The following is a 19,565-nucleotide window of genomic DNA, read 5'->3' as shown; positions in this document are numbered from 1 at the left end:
CATGGGTCTCGAAGAAAAGCTCCCGAGCGGGGTTCTGCTCACGACCGTCGAGGGCCTGGCGGGCTACTTCCGCAAGGCGAGCCTGTGGCCGGCGACGTTCGGACTGGCCTGCTGCGCCATCGAGATGATGACGTCGGGCGGACCGAAGTACGACCTCGCCCGCTACGGGATGGAGGTCTTCCGCGCGAGTCCGCGGCAGGCCGACCTGATGATCGTGGCGGGCCGGGTGAGCCAGAAGATGGCGCCGGTGCTGCGCCAGATCTACGACCAGATGCCCGAGCCGAAGTGGGTGCTCGCGATGGGTGTCTGCGCCAGCAGCGGCGGGATGTTCAACAACTACGCGATCGTCCAGGGCGTCGACCACATCGTCCCCGTCGACATGTATCTCCCCGGCTGTCCGCCGCGCCCGGAGATGCTCATCGACGCGATCCTCAAGCTCCACGACAAGATCCAGGGCGGCTCGCTGGGCGTCAACGCCGAGCGCGAGGAGGTCGCCAACGAGACCGCGGCGCTGCGCCAGCTACCGCTGATCGACCAGACGGGACTTCTGCGGTGAGCGACCAGAACAGCGGCCAGAACAGCGGCATGTTCGGGGTGGCGGACACCGGCGACACCAGCGGCTACGGCGGTCTCACCCGCCAGCACGCGATGCCGAGCCGCACCAGCGACGTCGGGGTGCAGCCCTACGGCGGCTGGTTCAAGGAGATCGCCGACGCCCTCGCCTTCGCCGAGGCGGAGGCGGTCATCCACCGCGGCGAGCTGACCTTCCACGTACGCCGTGAGCGGCTGCTCGAGGCCCTGCAGGTGCTCCGCGACGAGCTGCGGTTCGAGCTCTGCTCGGGTGTCTCCGGGGTGCACTACCCCGCTGACCAAGGCCAAGAAAATGGGGGCAAAGAGCTTCATGCTGTCTACCACCTGCTCTCGATGACGTACAACCGCCGGGTGCGGGTGGAGACCTCCGCTCCCGACGAGGATCCGCACGTGCCGAGCGCGGTGGCCATCTACCCGACGCTCGACTGGCACGAGCGCGAGACCTACGACATGTTCGGGATCGTCTTCGACGGCCACCCCGGACTGACCCGGATCCTGATGCCCGACGACTGGCCGGGCCACCCGCAGCGCAAGGACTACCCGCTGGGTGGGATCCCGGTGGAATACAAGGGCGCGACGATCCCGCCGCCGGACACCCGCAGGAGCTACTCATGACGACCACCGAAGACGAGGGACGTACGTTCACCGTCACCGGCCAGGACTGGGACGAGCTGACCGACGCCCTCAAGGACGTCAAGGACGAGCGGATCGTCGTCAACATGGGCCCGCAGCACCCCTCGACGCACGGGGTGCTCCGGCTGATCCTCGAGCTCGAGGGCGAGACGGTCACGGAGGCGCGTGCCGGGATCGGCTACCTGCACACGGGCATCGAGAAGAACATGGAGTACCGGTCCTGGACGCAGGGGACCACGTTCGTCACCCGGATGGACTACCTGTCCCCGATCTTCAACGAGACGGCGTACGTCCTCGGGGTGGAGAAGCTGCTCGGCATCGGTGCCGAGGTGCCCGAGAAGGCCGACGTCATCCGGGTCCTGCTGATGGAGCTCAACCGGATCTCCTCCCACCTGGTGGCGATCGCGACCGGCGGCATGGAGCTCGGCGCGCTGACCGTGATGACGATCGGGTTCCGCGAGCGTGAGCTCTGCCTGGACCTGTTCGAGTTCATCACCGGCCTGCGGATGAACCACGCCTACATCCGTCCCGGCGGCGTCGCCCAGGACGTGCCGGACGGCACCGTCGCGCGGGTGAGCGAGTTCATCGAGCTGATGAAGAAGCGCCTGACCGAATACGCAGCGCTGTGCAACGCCAACCCGATCTTCAAGGGTCGCCTGGAGCAGGTCGGCTACCTCGACCTGGAGGGCTGCCTCGCGCTCGGTCTGACGGGCCCGATCCTGCGGAGCACGGGCTATCCGTGGGACCTGCGCAAGACCCAGCCCTACTGCGGCTACCAGGACTACGACTTCGAGGTCATCACCTGGGACACCTGCGACTCCTACGGGCGGTTCCGGATCCGGCTGGCCGAGATGTGGGAGTCGCTGCGGATCATGGAGCAGGCTCTCAAGCGGCTGAAGGATCTCGACGGCGCCCCCGTCATGGTGGCCGACAAGAAGATCGCCTGGCCCTCGCAGCTCTCCGTCGGTCCCGATGGCCAGGGCAACTCCCTCGACCACATCCGCCACATCATGGGCGAGTCGATGGAGGCGCTGATCCACCACTTCAAGCTGGTCACCGAGGGCTTCCGGGTGCCGGCCGGCCAGGCGTACGCCGCGATCGAGTCGCCGCGCGGCGAGCTCGGCGCCCACGTCGTCAGCGACGGCGGCACCAAGCCCTACCGGGTCCACTTCCGGGACCCGTCGTTCACCAACCTCCAAGCCACGAGCGTGATGTCCGAGGGCGGCATGGTTGCCGACGTGATCGTGGCGATCGCGTCCATCGACCCGGTGATGGGAGGCGTCGACCGATGACGCTTGCTGCTGAGACCTACGACGAGCTGCGCGAGATCGCGGCTCGCTACCCCCAGGCCCGCTCGGGCCTGCTGCCGATGCTCCACCTGGTGCAGTCGGTCGAGGGCCGGGTCACGCCCGAAGGGATCCAGGCCTGCGCCGAGGTCCTGGGCCTCACCCCGGCCGAGGTGAGCGGGGTGGCGACGTTCTACACGATGTACAAGCGCCATCCCGTCGGCACCCACCACGTCGGCGTCTGCACCAACACGCTGTGCGCGGTCATGGGCGGCGACGAGATCTTCGCCTGCCTGCGCGAGAAGCTCGAGGTGGGCAACGACGAGACCACCGCCGACGGCGCGATCACGCTCGAGCACATCGAGTGCAACGCGGCCTGTGACTACGCGCCGGTGGTGATGGTCAACTGGGAGTTCTTCGACAACCAGACGCCGGAGTCGGCCTCGCAGCTGGTCGACGACCTGCGTGAGGGCCGCGAGGTCGTGGCATCCCGCGGCGCGCGGATCACGAGCTGGCGCGAGGCCGAGCGGGTCCTCGCCGGTTTCGAGGACGGGCTCGTCGACGAGGGTCCCGCGGCCGGGCCGGCGTCGCTCGTCGGGCTGGAGATCGCCCGCGAGCGCGGCTGGGCCGCACCTTCCGACCCCCACGGCTCCGCTGCCGTACCGGAGGAGCTGCCCGAGGCCGTCGAGGTGGCCGACACCCGTCGCGCCGAGTCGGAGACGATCGCCGAGGAGGCGTCCGATGACTGACACCCTGACCCCGGTGCTGACCGCCAACTGGGCCGACGAGCAGGCCTGGACCCTGCCCGCCTACGCCGAGCAGGGCGGCTACGACGCGCTCGACGTGGCGCTCGGGATGGCGCCCGAGGACGTACAGACGATGGTCAAGGACTCCGGGCTCCGCGGTCGCGGTGGTGCCGGGTTCCCGACCGGGGTGAAGTGGGGCTTCCTGCCCGCGCCCGACCCCGAGAACCCCAAGCCGCGCTACCTGGTGGTCAACGCCGACGAGTCCGAGCCGGGCACCTGCAAGGACATCCCGCTCATGATGGCGAGTCCGCACACCCTCGTCGAGGGCGTGATCATCTCCTCCTACGCCATCCGCGCGGAGCGTGCCTTCATCTACGTACGCGGCGAGGTGCTCCACGTGATCCGGCGGCTGCAGGCCGCCGTCCGTGAGGCCTACGCCGCCGGCCACCTCGGCAAGAACATCCATGGCTCCGGCTACAACCTGGAGCTGGTCGTGCACGCGGGTGCCGGGGCCTACATCTGTGGTGAGGAGACCGCGCTGCTCGACTCGCTCGAGGGGCGCCGCGGTCAGCCGCGGCTGCGGCCGCCGTTCCCGGCGGTCGCCGGTCTCTACGCCAGCCCGACAGTGATCAACAACGCCGAGTCGATCGCCTCGGTGCCGGCCATCGTGAAGAACGGCGCCGACTGGTTCGCCGGCATGGGCACGGAGAAGTCGGCCGGCGTCGGCATCTTCTCGCTCTCCGGGCACGTCAAGAAGCCGGGGCAGTACGAGGCACCGCTCGGCATCACGCTGCGCAAGCTGATCGAGCTGGCCGGCGGCGTACGCGAGGGTCACGAGCTGAAGTTCTGGACCCCCGGTGGCTCCTCGACCCCGTTGTTCACCCAGGAGCACCTGGACGTGACGCTGGACTTCGAGGGGGTGGCCGCGGCCGGCTCGATGCTCGGCACCCGCGCCCTGCAGATCTTCGACGACTCCGTCTGCGTGGTGCGCGCAGTGCTGCGGTGGACGGAGTTCTACAAGCACGAGTCCTGTGGCAAGTGCACGCCGTGCCGCGAGGGCACCTGGTGGCTGGTGCAGGTGCTGGAGCGGCTGGAGAAGGGTGACGGGAAGCCCGAGGATCTCGATCTGCTGCTCGACCAGTGCGACAACATCCTCGGCCGCTCGTTCTGCGCACTCGGTGACGGCGCGACGAGCCCGATCACGAGCTCGATCAAGTACTTCCGGGACGAATACCTCGCCCATCTGGAGCAGGGTGGCTGTCCCTTCGACGCCAAGAAGTCGACCGCATGGGCGGAGGCAGTTCAGTGACCGATGTGACCGTCAAGATCGACGGACATGACGTGACCGTGCCCGAGGGCACGCTGGTGATCCGGGCGGCCGAGGAGGCCGGGATCGAGATCCCGCGCTTCTGTGACCACCCGCTGCTCGCGCCCGTCGGCGCCTGCCGGCAGTGCCTGGTCGACATCCCCGACGCCGGCAACGGCCGCGGGTTCCCGAAGCCGCAGGCCTCCTGCACGATCCCGGTGGCCGAGGGCATGGTGGTGGAGACGCAGAACTCCACGGCCGTGAAGGCCCAGCACGGGATCATGGAGTTCCTCCTGGTCAACCACCCGTTGGACTGCCCGGTGTGCGACAAGGGCGGCGAGTGCCCGCTGCAGAACCAGGCGATGTCCCACGGCCAGGGTGAGACCCGCTTCGAGGGGACCAAGCGGACCTTCCCGAAGCCGATCAACCTCTCGCCCAACGTGCTGCTCGACCGTGAGCGGTGCATCGTCTGCCAGCGCTGCACCCGCTTCGCCGCCGAGATCCCGGGCGACCCGGGGATCGCGCTGATCCAGCGCGGCGCACAGCAGCAGATCGGTATCGCCGAGGACAAGCCGTTCTCGTCCTACTTCTCCGGCAACGTCATCCAGATCTGCCCGGTGGGCGCGCTGACCTCGGACGACTACCGCTTCCGGGCACGGCCGTTCGACCTGGTCTCCACCCCGAGCGTGGCCGAGCACGACGCCTGCGGCGCTGCGATCCGCATCGACCACCGCCGCGGGAAGGTCATGCGCCGCCTCGCCGGCAACGACCCGGAGGTCAACGAGGAGTGGATCTCCGACAAGGACCGCTTCGGCTTCCGCTACGCCGTCCGCGACCGGCTCACCTCGCCGATGATCCGTGAGGACGGCGAGCTCCGGCCGGCGTCCTGGCTGGAGGCCGTCGCCGTCGCCGCCGCCGGGTTGGCCGAGGCGGGCTCGGTGGGCGTGCTGCCCGGTGGGCGTCTGACGCTGGAGGACGCGAAGGCGTACGCCACCTTCGCCCGCGACACGCTGCGCACTCCGCATGTCGACTTCCGCTCGCGGCCTCTCTCGGAGGAGGAGACCGGCTTCCTGCGCTCACGCGTGGCCGGGACGAGCCTCACCTACGCCGACCTCGATGCCGCCGACCACGTCGTGCTGGCCGGCCTCGAGCCCGAGGACGAGGCCGGCACGCTCTTCCTCCGGCTCCGCAAGGCCAACAAGAGCGGTCTGCGGATCACCGCCCTGAGTCCGTACGCCTCGGAGGGCTCGCGCAAGCTCGGAGCCGAGGTCGTCCTGACCGCTCCCGGTGCCGAGAAGGACGCATTGTCCCAGGTCAGCGGGGTCACCGAGGCTTCGGTGATCCTGGTCGGCGAGCGGCTGGCCACCAGCCCCGGCGCCTACTCCGCCGCTGCCGAGCTCGCCGATCGCACCGGCGCCAGGCTCGCCTGGGTGCCGCGTCGTGCCGGTGACCGGGGTGCCGTCGAGGCAGACCTGCTGCCCGGTGCGGGCGGCCTCGACGCCGAGGCCATGGTCCGCGCCGGCCTGGACGCCCTCGTGGTCGCCGGCGTCGACCCCGACGACACCGCCGACCCGGCCGCCTTCCTGGCCGCCCTCGACCAGGCCGGCTTCGTGGTCAGTCTCGAGCAGCGGGTCACCGCCGTGACCGAGCGCGCCGACGTCGTACTCCCTGTCGCCACCGCCTCGGAGAAGGCCGGCACCTTCGTCACCTGGGAAGGTCGCCGCCGCCCGTTCCCGAAGGTCTTCGACAAGCCCGCCGCCTACTCGGACGCCGAGGTCCTCGGCCACATCACGACCTCGCTGGTTGAGCCCGCGAGCGCAGCGAGCGGTGTCGAAACCAACACGGCTTCATCGAGCGCGGCAGGGGACCGTGTTGGTCTCGACACGCCTCCGCCTAGCGGCTCCGGCGGCTCGACCGACGAGGGCGCCTTCCATCTGGCGACCTGGCATCTCATGCTCGACAACGGCACGCTCCAGAGCGGCGACAAGGCGCTGGCCGCGACCGCGCGACCGGCGTTCGTACGCATCCCGGCAGCGCTCCACGCGAAGGTCGGCGACGTCGTGACGATCACCGGGGACCGGGGGAGCTGGACGCTCCCGGCGATGGCGGCCGAGCTGGCCGACAGCACCGTGTGGGTGCCGACGAACAGCTTCGGACGTGGTGTCTGGGCGGACCTGGCGTCCCCGGGCTCGACGGTGACCGTGGTCTCGACGAGCTCGACCGCGGAGGGGGAGCAGTGAACGGGCTGGAGCAGTTCGGCCAGGACCCCTGGTGGATCATCGCGATCAAGGTCCTGCTGGTCTTCGTGGTCTGCGTCGTGCTGACGCTGTTCAACATCTGGTGGGAGCGCAAGGTCGTGGCCCGGATGCAGCACCGCATCGGGCCCAACCGGCACGGACCGTTCGGTCTGCTCCAATCCCTGGCCGACGGTGTGAAGCTGGCGCTCAAGGAGGACCTGACGCCGGAGAAGGCCGACAAGATCGTCTTCATCACGGCCCCGATCCTGGCCACGGTGCCGGCGTTCGTGACGTTCTCGGTGATTCCGTTCGGGCCCGAGGTCAACCTCTTCGGCGTGCAGACGCCGCTGCAGCTGACCGACATGCCGGTCGCGGTGCTGTTCGTGATGGCGATCGCCAGCATCGGCATCTACGGGATCGTGCTCGGTGGCTGGGCCTCCGGATCCACCTACAGCCTCCTGGGCGGGCTGAGAAGCAGCGCCCAGATGATCTCGTACGAGGTCTCGATGGGCCTGGCGCTCGTCACCGTCTTCCTGATGGCGGGCAGCCTGTCCACGAGCCAGATCGTCGAGGCGCAGACGGACTGGTGGTTCGGCGCCCTGCTGCTGCCGTCCTTCCTGATCTACTGCATCTCGATGGTCGGCGAGACCAACCGCGCGCCGTTCGACCTCCCCGAGGCCGAGGGTGAGCTGGTCGGTGGTTTCCACACCGAATACTCCAGCCTGAAGTTCGCGCTCTTCTTCCTGGCCGAATACATCAACATGGCCACCGTCAGCGCGCTCGCCACGACGCTGTTCCTCGGCGGCTGGCGAGCCCCGCTCGGCCTCGGCACGCTCTGGGCCGGCGCCAACGAGGGCTACTGGCCGGTGCTGTGGTTCTTCCTGAAGATGTTCTTCTTCATCTGGGTCTTCATCTGGCTGCGCGGCACGCTGCCGCGACTGCGCTACGACCAGTTCATGTCGCTCGGCTGGAAGGTCCTGCTGCCGGCGAGCCTTGCCTGGATCGTCGTCGTCGCGGTGATCAAGATGGCCGCGATCCAGGGCGGCTTCAGCCCCAACTGGGTTCTCTTCGGCTTCGGTCTGGCCGTGACGGTGGTCGTGGTGCTCGGCTTCCTCAACCGGCTTCCGGAGAAGGAGGCCCAGGTCACCACGCCGACCGGCGGCTTCCCCACCCCCGCCCTGCCGCTGGGCGGGGCCGTACGGGGTGCCGCCCAGCCGCTGGTGTTCGGACCGCCGGCTGTGCCGACAGCCACCAACGGCGTACGCATTCTTCCCTCTCCTGAGGAGGCCAAGTGAGCAACGACGACCGCTCGTTCAAGGAGCGTTTCTGGGACCCGGTGAGCGGGTTCGCGGTGACGTTCGGGACGCAGTTCAAGAAGCCGGTCACCGAGCAGTACCCACAGCAGAAGGAGCCGACCGAGGAGCGCTTCCACGGCCGGCACCAGCTCAACCGGCACGCCGACGGCCTGGAGAAGTGCGTCGGGTGCGAGCTGTGCGCGTGGGCGTGCCCCGCCGACGCCATCTACGTCGAGGGTGCGGAGAACACCGAGGAGGAGCGCTACTCGCCCGGTGAGCGCTACGGCCGCGTCTACCAGATCAACTACCTGCGCTGCATCCTGTGCGGGCTGTGCATCGAGGCCTGCCCGACGCGGGCGCTGACGATGACCAACGAGTACGAGCTCGCCGACACCTCGCGCGAGAGCCTGATCTACGAGAAGCAGGACCTGCTCGCGCCGCTCGAGGACGGGATGGAGGCGCCGCCGCACCCGATGTTCCTCGGCAACGACGACACCTCCTACTACGCGCCGGAGCCCAAGGAGTCGGCCCGATGAGCTTCGTCATCCTCGCCTCGATCATGGTGATCGCGGCGATGGGCCTGCTGTTCGCGCGCAAGCCGGTGCACGCCGCGCTGTCGCTGGCGGTCGTGATGATCGGGCTGGCGATGATGTACGCGACGCTGGAGGCGCCGTTCCTGTTCGCGGTGCAGATCGTGGTCTACACCGGCGCGATCCTGATGCTGTTCCTGTTCGTGATCATGCTGGTCGGTGTCGACACCTCCGACAGGCTCAAGGAGACGATCGCGGGGCAGAAGGTGCTCGCCGTCATCCTCGGGGTCGGGCTGGGCGCGACGCTGATCGCTGGCGTCGGCCAGGCGAGCATCGCCACGATGCGCGGGCTGGCCAGCGCCAACGAGGGCGGCAACGTACAACGCCTCGCCGACCTCCTCTTCTCGCGCTACGTGATCGCCTTCGAGGCGACCAGCGCGCTGCTGATCACCGCCGCGATCGGCGCGATGGTGCTGGCCCACCGTGAGCGGATCGACCCGAAGCAGAGCCAGACCGATCTGGCCCAGAAGCGGGTCGCCGACTACGCGAAGAGCGGCAAGCACCTCGGTCCGCTGCCCCCACCGGGCACCTTCGCGCGGCACAACAGCAACGACACCCCGGCGCTGCTGCCGGACGGGTCGCAGAGCACGAAGTCGGTCCCCGCCATCCTCGCCGGCGGTCGCACTGACCAGGGAGAGGACGAATGACAGACAACACCACGGCGTACGTCATCCTGTCCGCCATCCTCTTCACGATCGGCACGATCGGGGTGCTGACCAGGCGAAACGCCATCGTCGTCTTCATGTGCGTCGAGCTGATGCTCAACGCGGCCAACCTGGCCCTGGTGGCGTTCAGCCGGATGCACGGCAACCTCGACGGGCAGGTGACCGCGTTCTTCGTGATGGTCGTCGCGGCCGCTGAGGTGGTCGTCGGGCTGGCGATCATCATGACCATCTTCCGCACCAGAAACACGGCTTCGGTCGACGAGCCAAGGATGCTCAAGTGGTGAATCCTGTCGAGGCCAGCGGCGTCTTCTCGCTGATCTGGCTGGTCATCGCGCTGCCCCTGGCCGGCGCTGCTCTGATCCTGATCGGCCGGCCGTTCGCGCCGGCGCTCTTCGACCGGATCGGGCACTGGCTCGCGGTCGGGCTCGCGGGTGCGTCCTTCGTGCTCTCGCTCGTCCTCTTCATCGCCGCCCTCGGTCGCGACGAGGAGAGCAGGCAGGTCGTCCAGCACCTCTACACCTGGTTCGACACCGGCGACCTGAGCGTCGGCTTCGACCTGCTCTACGACCAGCTCTCCAGTCTGTTCCTGCTGCTCATCACCGGCGTCGGCACTCTGATCCACGTCTACTCGGTCGGCTACATGGCCCACGACGAGCGGCGCACCCGGTTCTTCGGCTACCTCAACCTCTTCCTCGCCGCGATGCTGATGCTGGTGCTGGCGGAGAACTACGTCGGCCTCTTCCTCGGCTGGGAGGGCGTCGGCCTGGCGTCCTACCTGCTGATCGGCTTCTGGCAGTACAAGCCGTCGGCAGCGGCGGCCGCCAAGAAGGCGTTCGTGATGAACCGGGTCGGCGACATGGGCGTCTCGCTGGCGATCGCGCTCAGCTTCGTCACCTTCGGGTCGACGTCGTTCTCGGCGATCGACATCAGCGACACCACCACGACCACCCTCAACTGGCTCGGCATCCTGCTGCTTGTCGGCGCCTGCGGTAAGTCCGCCCAGGTGCCGCTGCAGGGCTGGCTGCTCGACGCCATGGAGGGTCCGACCCCGGTCTCGGCGCTGATCCACGCGGCGACCATGGTGACCGCGGGTGTCTACCTCATCGTCCGCAGCAGCGCGATCTTCGACGCCGCCGAGGCCGCCTCGACCGCCGTCGTGGTCGTCGCCCTGGTGACGATCATCTGGGGTGCCGCGGTGAGCTGTGTGAAGGACGACATCAAGAAGGTCCTGGCCGGTTCGACGATGAGCCAGATCGGCTACATGATGCTGGCGGCCGGCCTTGGCGGGCCGGGATATGCGTTCGCGATCTTCCACCTGCTCACCCACGGCTTCTTCAAGGCCAACATGTTCCTCGGCGCCGGGTCTCTGATGCACGGCATGAACGACGACGTGAACCTCAAGCACTACGGCGCGCTGAGCCGGGCGCTCCCGGTCACGTTCCTGACCTTCTCGATGGGCTACCTGGCCATCATCGGATTCCCCGGGTTCGCCGGCTTCTGGTCCAAGGACAAGATCCTCGAGGTCGCCTTCGCCGAGAGCTGGCTGGTCGGCATCATCGCCCTCCTGGCCGCTGGTGTGACCGCCTTCTACATGACCCGCCTGATGATGCTCGCCTTCTTCGGCCGCAAGCGCTGGCCCGAGGGCGTACATCCGCACGAGTCGCCGCGGATCATGACCGGTCCGCTCGTCGTCCTCGCCGCGCTGTCGGTCCTCGGTGGTGTCTTCGCGCTCGGTGGCTGGATCGAGCACTGGCTCGAGCCGGTGGTGGCGATCGGCCACGCCGAGCACCACGGTCCGCTCCCGGTCTGGGCGACCTCCGTCCTCGCGGTGCTGGTCGTCGCGATCGGGGTTGCGGCCGCCGGGTTCGTCTTCGGGCGCCGCCCGATCACGACCGAGCCGACTCCCTACCTGCACGTCCCGCACGTCGAGGACGTCGTGGTGCCGCCGGGGATGGCGATCACGCGCGGTGCCCTCGCGACCGACAAGTACGCCGTCGACGGCCTGATGAGCGGTGGCCCGATCGCCCTCGCGGCGATCGCCGGTGAGCTCCGCAAGGCACAGACCGGCTACGTACGTTCCTACGCCCTCTCCGTCCTTGGCGGCACTGTGCTGGTGACCCTCGCGATCCTGGTGGTCAACTGATGCTGACAATCCTCGTCCTCGTCCCGTTCGCGGGTGCGCTGATCACCGCGGTGATGCCGGCGCGGCCCAAGGCGTGGGCCTTCGGCTTCGCGCTCGCCACCCTGATCGCCGGCATCGTCACGATGTTCACGGCCCCCGACACCGATCTCGTCTGGATCGAGCCGCTCGGCGTCCACTGGGCGCTGGAGATGGACGGCTTCGGCAAGCTGATGGTGATGCTGACCGTCGTCCTGGTCCCGCTCGTGATGGTCGCGGCGGTCAAGGACCACGACAAGCGGTGGTACGCCTGGGCGCTGGCCCTGGAAGCCTTCGCGCTGCTCACCTTCACCGCCGGCGATCTCTTCCTCTTCTACATCGCCTTCGAGGCGACGCTGATCCCGGCGTACTTCATGATCGGCCAGCACGGCGGCCCCAACCGGGCCCGAGCCGCGCTCAAGTTCCTGATGTTCCAGCTCGGTGGCGGACTGGTGCTGCTCGGTGCGCTGATCGGCTTCTTCGTGGTCTCCTCGGAGGCCGGCTCGCCGTCGTACCTGATCAGCGACCTCGCCCAGCTCGACATCGGCACCACCGCGGAGCGCTGGATCTTCGTGGCGATGTTCATCGCGTTCGCGGTCAAGGCGCCGCTGTTCCCGGTGCACACCTGGCTGGCCGACACCACCGAGCAGGCCACTACACCGACCTCGGTGCTCCTGGTGTGCGTCCTCGACAAGATCGGCACCTTCGGCATGATCCGGCTCTGCCTGGGCCTGGTGCCTGAGGCGTCCGCCTGGGCGACGCCCGTCGTCGTGGTGCTGGCGCTGATCTCGATCGTCTACGGCGCCGTGCTCGCGATCGGGCAGGACGACCTGCTCCGCCTGATCGGTCTGACCTCGCTGTCGCACTTCGGGCTGATCACCCTCGGCATCTTCGCGGCCACCCGCGAGGGCCTGGTCGGGGCGATCCTCTACATGGTCAACCACGGTGTCGCCACCGCGGCGATGTTCCTGATCGCCGGGTTCCTGATCGCGCGCAAGGGGACCGCCTCGATCTCCTCGATGCGGGGGGTGGAGAAGGCGACACCGGTGCTTGCCGGCACATTCCTGATCGCCGGTCTGGCGACCGCCGGCCTGCCGGGTCTGAGCCAGTTCGTCTCCGAGATCCTGGTCCTGATCAGCGCCTTCGACTACCACTGGCTGGTCGGTGTCATCGCGGTCACCGCGATCGTGCTCGCTGCCATCTACGTGCTGTGGGCCTACCAGCGGATCTTCACCGGACCTGCTCAGCTGACCACACCGGTCCGCGACCTCAATCGGCGAGAGGTCGGGGTACTCGTTCCGCTGCTGGTCGCCCTTCTCTTCTTCGGCTTCGTCCCCGGACCGCTGATCTCGGCGGCGTCGCCGGTCGTGGAGCCTCTCGTCAATGTGATCCAGGCAGGTGAGTGACGCGATGTTCGAGTCCCCCGGAATTTCGTACGCCACCCTCTGGCCCGTCCTGCTGGTGCTGGCCGTGGCGTGCGCCGGTGTCGTGGTGGAGGCCTTCGCGCCGCGTGCCGCGCGGTTCAACACCCAGGTGTCGCTGGCGTTGGCGGGCCTGGTCGCCGCACTCGCCGGGACCGTCGCCGTCGGCGCCGGGTCCAGTCTCGGCGCCTCGACCGGTGAGGGTGCCCTCATCGTCGACGGCCCCGGGGTCTTCTCCCAGGGACTGGTGCTGCTGGTCTCGCTCGGCGGCGTCGCGCTCTTCGCCGAGCGACGCCTCGACAACGGTGTGAGCGCCTTCGCCGGTCAGGCCGCGGCTCTGCCGGGCACACCGGCCGAGCGCACCGCCTCCCAGCGAGGCCTCGAGCACACCGAGGTCTACCCGCTGATGATGTTCGCGGTCGGCGGGATGATGCTCTTCTGCATCTCGGGCGACCTGCTGATGCTCTTCGTGGCGCTCGAGGTGCTGTCCCTGCCGCTCTACCTGCTGACCGGGCTGGCGCGCCGTCGCCGGCTGCTCTCCCAGGAAGCGGCGCTGAAGTACTTCCTGCTCGGCGCGTTCTCCTCCGGCATCTTCCTCTACGGTCTCGCGCTGGTCTACGGCTTCGCCGGGTCGATGTCGCTGGCCGAGATCGGTGAGGTGGCGGCCGAGGACGGCTCCAGCCCGCTGCTGCTCCTCGGCATCGGCCTGATGGCCGTCGGCCTGCTCTTCAAGACCGGTGCCGTGCCCTTCCACTCCTGGACCCCCGACGTCTACCAGGGCGCCCCGACGCCGGTCACCGCGTGGATGAGCGCGGCCACCAAGATCGCCGCCTTCGCCGCGATGCTCCGGCTCTTCTACGTCGCGTTCGGTGCGGAGGGCGACATCTGGCGCCCGGCGATCGGTGTGATCGCGGTGCTGACGATGCTGCTGGGCGCCTCCTTCGCGGTGGTCCAGACCGATGTGAAGCGGATGCTCGGCTACTCCGCCGTTGCCCACACCGGGTTCCTGCTGACCGGGCTCCTCGGCGTGCAGACCGACGCCTTCGGCTCCACGCAGGCGGTGCTCTTCTACCTGACCGCCTACGGGTTCGCCACGCTCGGCGCCTTCGCGATCGTCTCTCTGGTGCGAGGGCCCAACGGTGAGGTCAACTCGTTGGACCGCTGGGCCGGCCTTGGGCGGTCCAACCCCTGGGTCGCGGCGACCTTCGCCGTCTTCCTGCTCTCGATGGCCGGGCTGCCGCTGACCGCCGGTTTCATCGGCAAGTGGGGCGTCTTCGCAGCCGCGCTGGGCGCCGGTCAGTGGCCCGTCGTCGTGGTCGCGATCTGCTCGAGCATCATCGCGATCTTCTTCTACGTACGCGTGATGATGCTGATGTTCTTCACCGACCCGCGCGAGGACGCGGCCACGGTGATGACCCCGTCGTACGCCACCACCGTCGTGATCGCACTGAGCGCTGTCGCCACCGTCTTGTTGGGTGTAATTCCGGGCCCTGTGCTCAGCCTGTTGGTGGATGCGGGAGGATTCATCGGGTGAGCACCAGCGCACCCACCGACCGAGCCCCTGAACTCGCCCTCCCGATCACCGATCCCGAGCTCGAGCAGCGGCTGCGCGCTCGGCTGGCGATCGTGGAGGAGAAGCTGGCGGGCTACGCCCGCAGCAGCTCCCCGTTCGTCACGGAAGCGGCCTCCCATCTGCTGGAGGCCGGCGGCAAGCGGTTCCGGCCGTTGCTGGTGCTGCTGGCCGCCGAGTACGGCCCGGACAAGCTCGCCGACGAGGTCATCACCGCCGCCTGCGTCGTCGAGCTCACCCACCAGGCCTCGCTCTACCACGACGACGTCATGGACGAGGCGCTCGTGCGCCGCGGTGAGGACACCGCCAACGCCCGCTTCGACAACCACGTCGCGATCCTGACCGGCGACTTCCTCTTCGCCCGCTCCTCGGAGCTGACCGCCCAGCTGGGCCCGGAGGCCGTACGCATCCAGGCGGCCACCTTCGCCAAGCTCGTCGAGGGTCAGATCCTCGAGGGCGTCGCGCCGGCCGAGGGTGTCGACCCGGTCGACCACCACCTCGAGGTGCTGGCCGGGAAGACCGGCGTCCTGATCGCCACCTCGGCTCTCTACGGTGCGCTCTTCGCCGGCGCCGACAAGGAGATCCAGGACGCCCTGCTCGCCTACGGCGACATCGTCGGCGTCGCCTTCCAGCTCTCCGACGACATCCTCGACATCGCCTCCGACGAGTCCGGCAAGACGCCCGGGACCGACCTCCGTGAGGGCGTACCGACGCTCCCGGTGCTGCTGGCCCGCCGGTCCACCGACGCCGCCGACGCCAGGCTGCTGGAGCTGCTCGACAGCGACCTCACCGACGACGCGGCCCTGGCCGAGTGCGTCGGCCTCCTCCGCGCCCACCCGGCGCTGGCGGAGGCCCGCGCCTACGTCCAGTCCCGCGCCGAGGAGGCCAAGGCCGCTCTCGCGCCGCTCCCCGAGGGTCCTGTGCGTAAGGCCCTCGAGGCCTTCGCCGACATCGTCGCCGTCCGCTCCGTCTGACGTCTCACGCGCTGGTCGAGCCGCCGGAGCCGCTAGGCGGAGGCGTGTCGAGACCAACATGGTCGCATATGGGCTGTGTTGGTCTCGACACCGCTCGCTGGCGCTCGCGGGCTCGACCAGCGAGGCAGGTCTGGTGGGGTGGGAATCCAGGGCGCGATATTCGGTAAAGGGATTCGGCGGCATGGCAGTACCGTGGCGACGTGAATGAGCAACGGCGTGGAGTGATGTTCGGCGCCGCTGCCTACATTATGTGGGGAGCGTTCCCGCTCTACTTCCCGCTCATGGAGCCCGCCGGGGCCTGGGAGATCCTGGGCCACCGGATCGTGTGGTCGCTGGTCGTGGCCGGAGCGCTGGTGCTGATCGTGGGGCGCCGCCAGCAGGTGGCCGCGATCCTGCGCGACCGGCGCAAGCTCATGCTGCTGACTGCGGCTGCGGCGGTGATCTCGATCAACTGGGTGACGTACATCTGGGGTGTCAACAACGGGCGGATCGTGGAGACGAGCCTGGGCTACTTCACCAACCCGCTGGTCACGATGTTGATGGGCGTGATCATCCTGCGTGAGCGGATGCGGAGGCTGCAGTGGGTCGCGCTCGGGATCGCGTTCGTGGCCACCGTCGTGCTCACCGTCGACTACGGCCGGCTGCCGTGGGTCGCGCTGATCCTGGCCTTCTCGTTCGGCACCTACGGGCTGCTCAAGAAGAGCGCGGGCGTCGGGCCGTTCGAGTCGCTGGCCGTTGAGACCGCCGTGACGGCGCCGTTCGCGCTGGCCCTGATCATCGCTCTGCAGGCGACCGGCAACGGCACGCTCTTCGGCCACGGTGTCCTCCACGTACTCCTCCTGATCAGCCTCGGCATCATCACCGTCGTGCCGCTGGCCTGCTTCGGCGCGGCGGCCATCCGGGTGCCGATGGTCACGATCGGGCTGCTCCAGTACCTCGCCCCGATCCTGCAGTTCGCCGTCGGCGTCTTCATCGCCCACGAGGCGATGCCTCCCGGCCGCTGGGCCGGCTTCGCGATCGTCTGGATCGCCCTGATCATCTTCAGCGCCGAGGCCGTCCACCATCGCCGCACGGTGCTGCGGACGCTCGTGACCCCGCCGAGCTCGACGACCGTCTAGTCCCGCCTCCGCCGGCCGAGACGTCACTCAGGTCGGTCGAGATGGCACCCACGTGCCATCTCGACCGACCTGAGTGACGTCTCGGCGACTGGTGGCCGTCCAAGGAGCGGACCGTTCGGGTGTTTTCACACTCACTCGACTAATTCAAGTATTCTCCTCGACATTCGTAACCCGATCGACCTTGACTCGGCAGGGCAGAAGTGAGGAACCAGATGAAGAAGATCAAGGTTGCAGTGGCCGTGGCCGCTGCGAGCATCCTGACCTTGACCGCGTGCGGTGGCTCCGGCGGCGACAGCGACGCGGAGTCGATCTCCATCGTCGGCTTCGCCGTCCCCGAGACGGCCAACAAGGCGATCGCCAAGGAGTTCAACAAGACCCCTGAGGGCGAAGGCGTCACCTTCCAGACCTCGTACGGCGCCTCGGGCGACCAGAGCCGTGCGGTCGAGTCCGGCCTGAAGGCCGACTACGTCCACCTGTCCGTCGGCACCGACGTACAGCGCCTGGAGAAGGCCGGACTCGTGGACGCGTCGTGGGACGACGGCGACAACAAGGGCATCGTGTCCAGCTCGGTCGTCGTGCTGGGTGTCCGTGAGGGCAACCCGAAGAACATCCAGGGCTGGGAGGACCTCGTGAAGCCCGGGGTCGGCGTGGTCACGGCCAACCCGGCCTCCTCCGGCGCCGCCCGCTGGAACGCGCTGGCCGCCTGGGGCTCCGTGGTGAAGAACGGTGGCACCGAGGAGGAGGGCAAGGCGTACCTCGACAAGCTCTTCAAGAACGTCGTCACCCTGACCAACTCCGGTCGCGACGCCACCACCGCCTTCCTCGGCGGCACCGGTGACGTGCTGCTCGCCTACGAGAACGAGGCGATCCTCGCGGCCCAGCAGGGTGAGGGCTTCGAGTACATCATCCCGGACTCCACCGTCCTGATCGAGAACCCCGGCGCCATCCTCAAGGACTCCTCCAAGCCGTCTCAGGACTGGCTCGACTTCGTCCTCGACCCGAAGGGCGGTCAGAAGCAGTTCGCGCTGACCGGCTTCCGCCCGGTCAACACCGCCGAGCCCGGCGTCGTCGACTGGGACGCGATCGGGCTCGAGCCGGAGGACATCAAGGGCGCCAAGGACCCGGCCGACCCGTTCCCGGCGCCGAAGCAGCTGCTCACCCTGGAGAACGACTTCGGCGGCCGCGACTGGTCGGGCGTCAAGGAGAAGCTCTTCGGCACCGGTGAGGACGGCGAGGCCCTCGGCATCGTGACCGACTCCATCGCCAAGTCCGGCAAGGCCTCGCAGTAGTCCGGTCATGACGACAACCATCCCTACGGCCGGGCCGGCTGCCCGTCGCAGTCGGCCGGGCAACACTCTGACAAGGACCAGCGGCATCGGGCTCGGCATCACGATGCTCTGGTTCAGCCTGCTCGTCCTCATCCCGCTGGTGGCGGTCATCATCACCGCCTCCAGCGGCGGCTGGTCGGCCTTCGCGGACCAGCTCACCAACGAGCAGACCGCGTCGGCGATCCTGCTGACGATCCGTGCGGCCATCGTGGTCACCCTGATCAACGTCGTCATCGGCACCGTGATCGCCTGGGTCCTGGTCCGCGACAAGTTCTGGGGCAAGGGTCTGCTCGAGGTCATCATCGACATCCCGTTCGCACTGCCGACGATCGTCGCGGGCCTCGTGCTGCTCTCCCTCTACGGCGCCGAGTCACCCCTCGGCCTGCACTGGGCGAACACGTCGACGTCGGTCTACCTCGCCCTCGCCTTCGTGACGCTGCCCTTCGTCGTACGCATGGTGCAGCCCGTCCTCGAGGAGCTCGACACCGATGTGGAGGAGGCCGCTGCCTCTCTGGGGGCCTCCCGGTTCACCACGTTCTGGCGGATCATCCTGCCGTCGCTGGCCCCGGCCATCGCGGCGGGCGCGGCGCTCTCCTTCGCGCGCGGGATGGGGGAGTACGGCTCCCTGGTCCTGCTTTCGGGCAACCTGCCGTTCAAGTCCGAGGTCGCCTCGGTGCGGATCCTGTCCGCGATCGAGAACGACAACCCGGAGGGCGCGGCGGCGATCGCGGCGTTGCTGCTGGGCGTCTCCCTTCTCGTCATCGTCGTCCTCGACCTGGTCCAGAGGAGGATGGTCCGCCGTGGCTGAGACCCGTCGTGCTCCCCGCACCCCGCTGACGTACGTCCTTCGCGTCATCGTCATCGCCTACCTCGGGCTCCTGGTGGCCTGGCCGGTGGTCCTGGTCGCCTGGAACGCCTTCTACGTGCCCGACATCGGGTTCACGACCGAGGCGTTCACCGCGATCTTCAACGACCCGCAGATGATGCACGCGATCCAGCTGACCTGCGTGGCCGCAGTGGTCGCTACGCTGATCAACCTGCTCTTCGGCGTCTCGATCTCGCTGCTGCTGGTGCGTACGGAATTTCCCGGCAAGCGCATCCTGAGCGCGATGATCGACCTGCCGTTGTCGGTCTCGCCGATCGTCGTCGGCCTGGCGCTCGTGCTCGTCTACGGCGGCCGCGACGGCTGGTTCGGGCCGACGCTCGAGTCGGCCGGGATCCAGATCATCTTCTCGACGCCGGGCATCATCATGGCGACCGCGTTCGTCTCGCTGCCGCTGGTCATCCGCGAGGTCATCCCGGTGCTGGAGGAGATCGGCACCGAGCAGGAGCAGGCCGCCGCGTCGCTCGGCGCGAGCAGCTGGCAGACGTTCTGGCGGATCACGCTCCCGGGCATCAAGTGGGCCGTCATCTACGGCGTCGTGCTCACCCTGGCCCGGTCGCTGGGCGAGTTCGGCGCGGTCAAGGTCGTCTCCGGAAACGTGCTCGGCCAGACCCGCACCGCCACCCTCGCGGTCGAGGAGAAATACCTCAACTTCGACCAGCAGGGCGCGTACGCAGTCGCCTTCCTCCTCGCCAGCGTCTCGGTCATCTGCATCCTCATCGTCTTCGTGCTGCGCGCCCGCGGTGCGCGCGTGCGGTGAAAGG

18 protein-coding genes are annotated in these 19,565 nt (G+C 68.5%); all 18 read left to right on the top strand.

Features of this window, described 5'->3' with window-relative positions:
* Nucleotide 1 precedes the first annotated feature (1 nt).
* The 18 genes from ABT304_RS04090 to ABT304_RS04005 all read left to right on the top strand — a co-directional run bounded on the left by ABT304_RS04090 (nucleotide 2) and on the right by ABT304_RS04005 (nucleotide 19,561).
* Entirely contained in the window at nucleotides 2–556 is a 555-nt protein-coding gene (locus ABT304_RS04090) for a NuoB/complex I 20 kDa subunit family protein (RefSeq protein ID WP_160025681.1), read from the top strand.
* Nucleotides 553–1,206, top strand: coding sequence for an NADH-quinone oxidoreductase subunit C (locus ABT304_RS04085; RefSeq protein WP_350713452.1), 654 nt, complete (start codon nucleotides 553–555; stop codon nucleotides 1,204–1,206). Before ABT304_RS04090 ends, ABT304_RS04085 begins: the two co-directional genes overlap by 4 nt.
* Complete coding sequence (locus ABT304_RS04080) at nucleotides 1,203–2,516, top strand: NADH-quinone oxidoreductase subunit D (protein ID WP_350713451.1); 1,314 nt, start codon at nucleotides 1,203–1,205, stop codon at nucleotides 2,514–2,516. The genes ABT304_RS04085 and ABT304_RS04080 overlap by 4 nt, the downstream gene beginning before the upstream one ends.
* Nucleotides 2,513–3,259, top strand: coding sequence for an NADH-quinone oxidoreductase subunit NuoE (nuoE, locus tag ABT304_RS04075; protein ID WP_350713450.1), 747 nt, complete (start codon nucleotides 2,513–2,515; stop codon nucleotides 3,257–3,259). The genes ABT304_RS04080 and nuoE overlap by 4 nt, the downstream gene beginning before the upstream one ends.
* A complete protein-coding gene (gene nuoF / locus ABT304_RS04070; protein WP_350713449.1) occupies nucleotides 3,252–4,565 on the top strand; it encodes an NADH-quinone oxidoreductase subunit NuoF in 1,314 nt (437 codons plus the stop codon). The genes nuoE and nuoF overlap by 8 nt, the downstream gene beginning before the upstream one ends.
* On the top strand, nucleotides 4,544–6,802 hold the full coding sequence (locus tag ABT304_RS04065) for an NADH-quinone oxidoreductase subunit G (RefSeq protein WP_350713448.1): 2,259 nt from the start codon (nucleotides 4,544–4,546) through the stop codon (nucleotides 6,800–6,802). The genes nuoF and ABT304_RS04065 overlap by 22 nt, the downstream gene beginning before the upstream one ends.
* Nucleotides 6,799–8,094 (top strand): NADH-quinone oxidoreductase subunit NuoH, encoded by a 1,296-nt coding sequence (gene nuoH, locus ABT304_RS04060; RefSeq protein WP_160025675.1) that lies wholly within the window; start codon nucleotides 6,799–6,801, stop codon nucleotides 8,092–8,094. The genes ABT304_RS04065 and nuoH overlap by 4 nt, the downstream gene beginning before the upstream one ends.
* Entirely contained in the window at nucleotides 8,091–8,630 is a 540-nt protein-coding gene (gene nuoI, locus ABT304_RS04055) for an NADH-quinone oxidoreductase subunit NuoI (protein WP_350713447.1), read from the top strand. The genes nuoH and nuoI overlap by 4 nt, the downstream gene beginning before the upstream one ends.
* Nucleotides 8,627–9,331 (top strand): NADH-quinone oxidoreductase subunit J, encoded by a 705-nt coding sequence (locus ABT304_RS04050; RefSeq protein WP_350713446.1) that lies wholly within the window; start codon nucleotides 8,627–8,629, stop codon nucleotides 9,329–9,331. Before nuoI ends, ABT304_RS04050 begins: the two co-directional genes overlap by 4 nt.
* Nucleotides 9,328–9,633: an NADH-quinone oxidoreductase subunit NuoK gene (gene nuoK / locus ABT304_RS04045; protein ID WP_008356449.1), complete on the top strand. Its 306-nt coding sequence runs from the start codon at nucleotides 9,328–9,330 to the stop codon at nucleotides 9,631–9,633. Before ABT304_RS04050 ends, nuoK begins: the two co-directional genes overlap by 4 nt.
* The gene (gene nuoL, locus ABT304_RS04040; protein WP_350713445.1) at nucleotides 9,627–11,492 is read left to right on the top strand and encodes an NADH-quinone oxidoreductase subunit L; all 1,866 of its coding nucleotides are present in this window, start codon (nucleotides 9,627–9,629) and stop codon (nucleotides 11,490–11,492) included. Before nuoK ends, nuoL begins: the two co-directional genes overlap by 7 nt.
* Nucleotides 11,492–12,913, top strand: a complete 1,422-nt coding sequence (locus ABT304_RS04035; RefSeq protein ID WP_350713444.1) for a complex I subunit 4 family protein — start codon at nucleotides 11,492–11,494, stop codon at nucleotides 12,911–12,913. Before nuoL ends, ABT304_RS04035 begins: the two co-directional genes overlap by 1 nt.
* Nucleotides 12,914–12,917: 4 nt before the next feature.
* A complete protein-coding gene (gene nuoN, locus ABT304_RS04030; RefSeq protein WP_160025670.1) occupies nucleotides 12,918–14,462 on the top strand; it encodes an NADH-quinone oxidoreductase subunit NuoN in 1,545 nt (514 codons plus the stop codon).
* A complete protein-coding gene (locus ABT304_RS04025) occupies nucleotides 14,459–15,472 on the top strand; it encodes a polyprenyl synthetase family protein (protein WP_350713443.1) in 1,014 nt (337 codons plus the stop codon). The genes nuoN and ABT304_RS04025 overlap by 4 nt, the downstream gene beginning before the upstream one ends.
* Before the next feature lie 200 nt (nucleotides 15,473–15,672).
* Nucleotides 15,673–16,590: an EamA family transporter RarD gene (gene rarD / locus ABT304_RS04020; RefSeq protein ID WP_350713442.1), complete on the top strand. Its 918-nt coding sequence runs from the start codon at nucleotides 15,673–15,675 to the stop codon at nucleotides 16,588–16,590.
* Nucleotides 16,591–16,802: 212 nt separating this feature from the next.
* On the top strand, nucleotides 16,803–17,879 hold the full coding sequence (locus ABT304_RS04015) for a sulfate ABC transporter substrate-binding protein (RefSeq protein WP_350713441.1): 1,077 nt from the start codon (nucleotides 16,803–16,805) through the stop codon (nucleotides 17,877–17,879).
* 7 nt (nucleotides 17,880–17,886) lie between these two features.
* Complete coding sequence (cysT, locus tag ABT304_RS04010; RefSeq protein WP_350713440.1) at nucleotides 17,887–18,726, top strand: sulfate ABC transporter permease subunit CysT; 840 nt, start codon at nucleotides 17,887–17,889, stop codon at nucleotides 18,724–18,726.
* Nucleotides 18,719–19,561, top strand: a complete 843-nt coding sequence (locus ABT304_RS04005) for a sulfate ABC transporter permease (protein ID WP_350713439.1) — start codon at nucleotides 18,719–18,721, stop codon at nucleotides 19,559–19,561. The genes cysT and ABT304_RS04005 overlap by 8 nt, the downstream gene beginning before the upstream one ends.
* The last annotated feature ends 4 nt before the right edge of the window (nucleotides 19,562–19,565 follow it).

The sequence above is a fragment of the Nocardioides sp. NPDC000445 genome, assembly GCF_040300245.1.
In the GTDB taxonomy this organism is placed as follows: domain Bacteria; phylum Actinomycetota; class Actinomycetes; order Propionibacteriales; family Nocardioidaceae; genus Nocardioides.
This window is presented reverse-complemented; position numbering and strand designations above follow the sequence as displayed.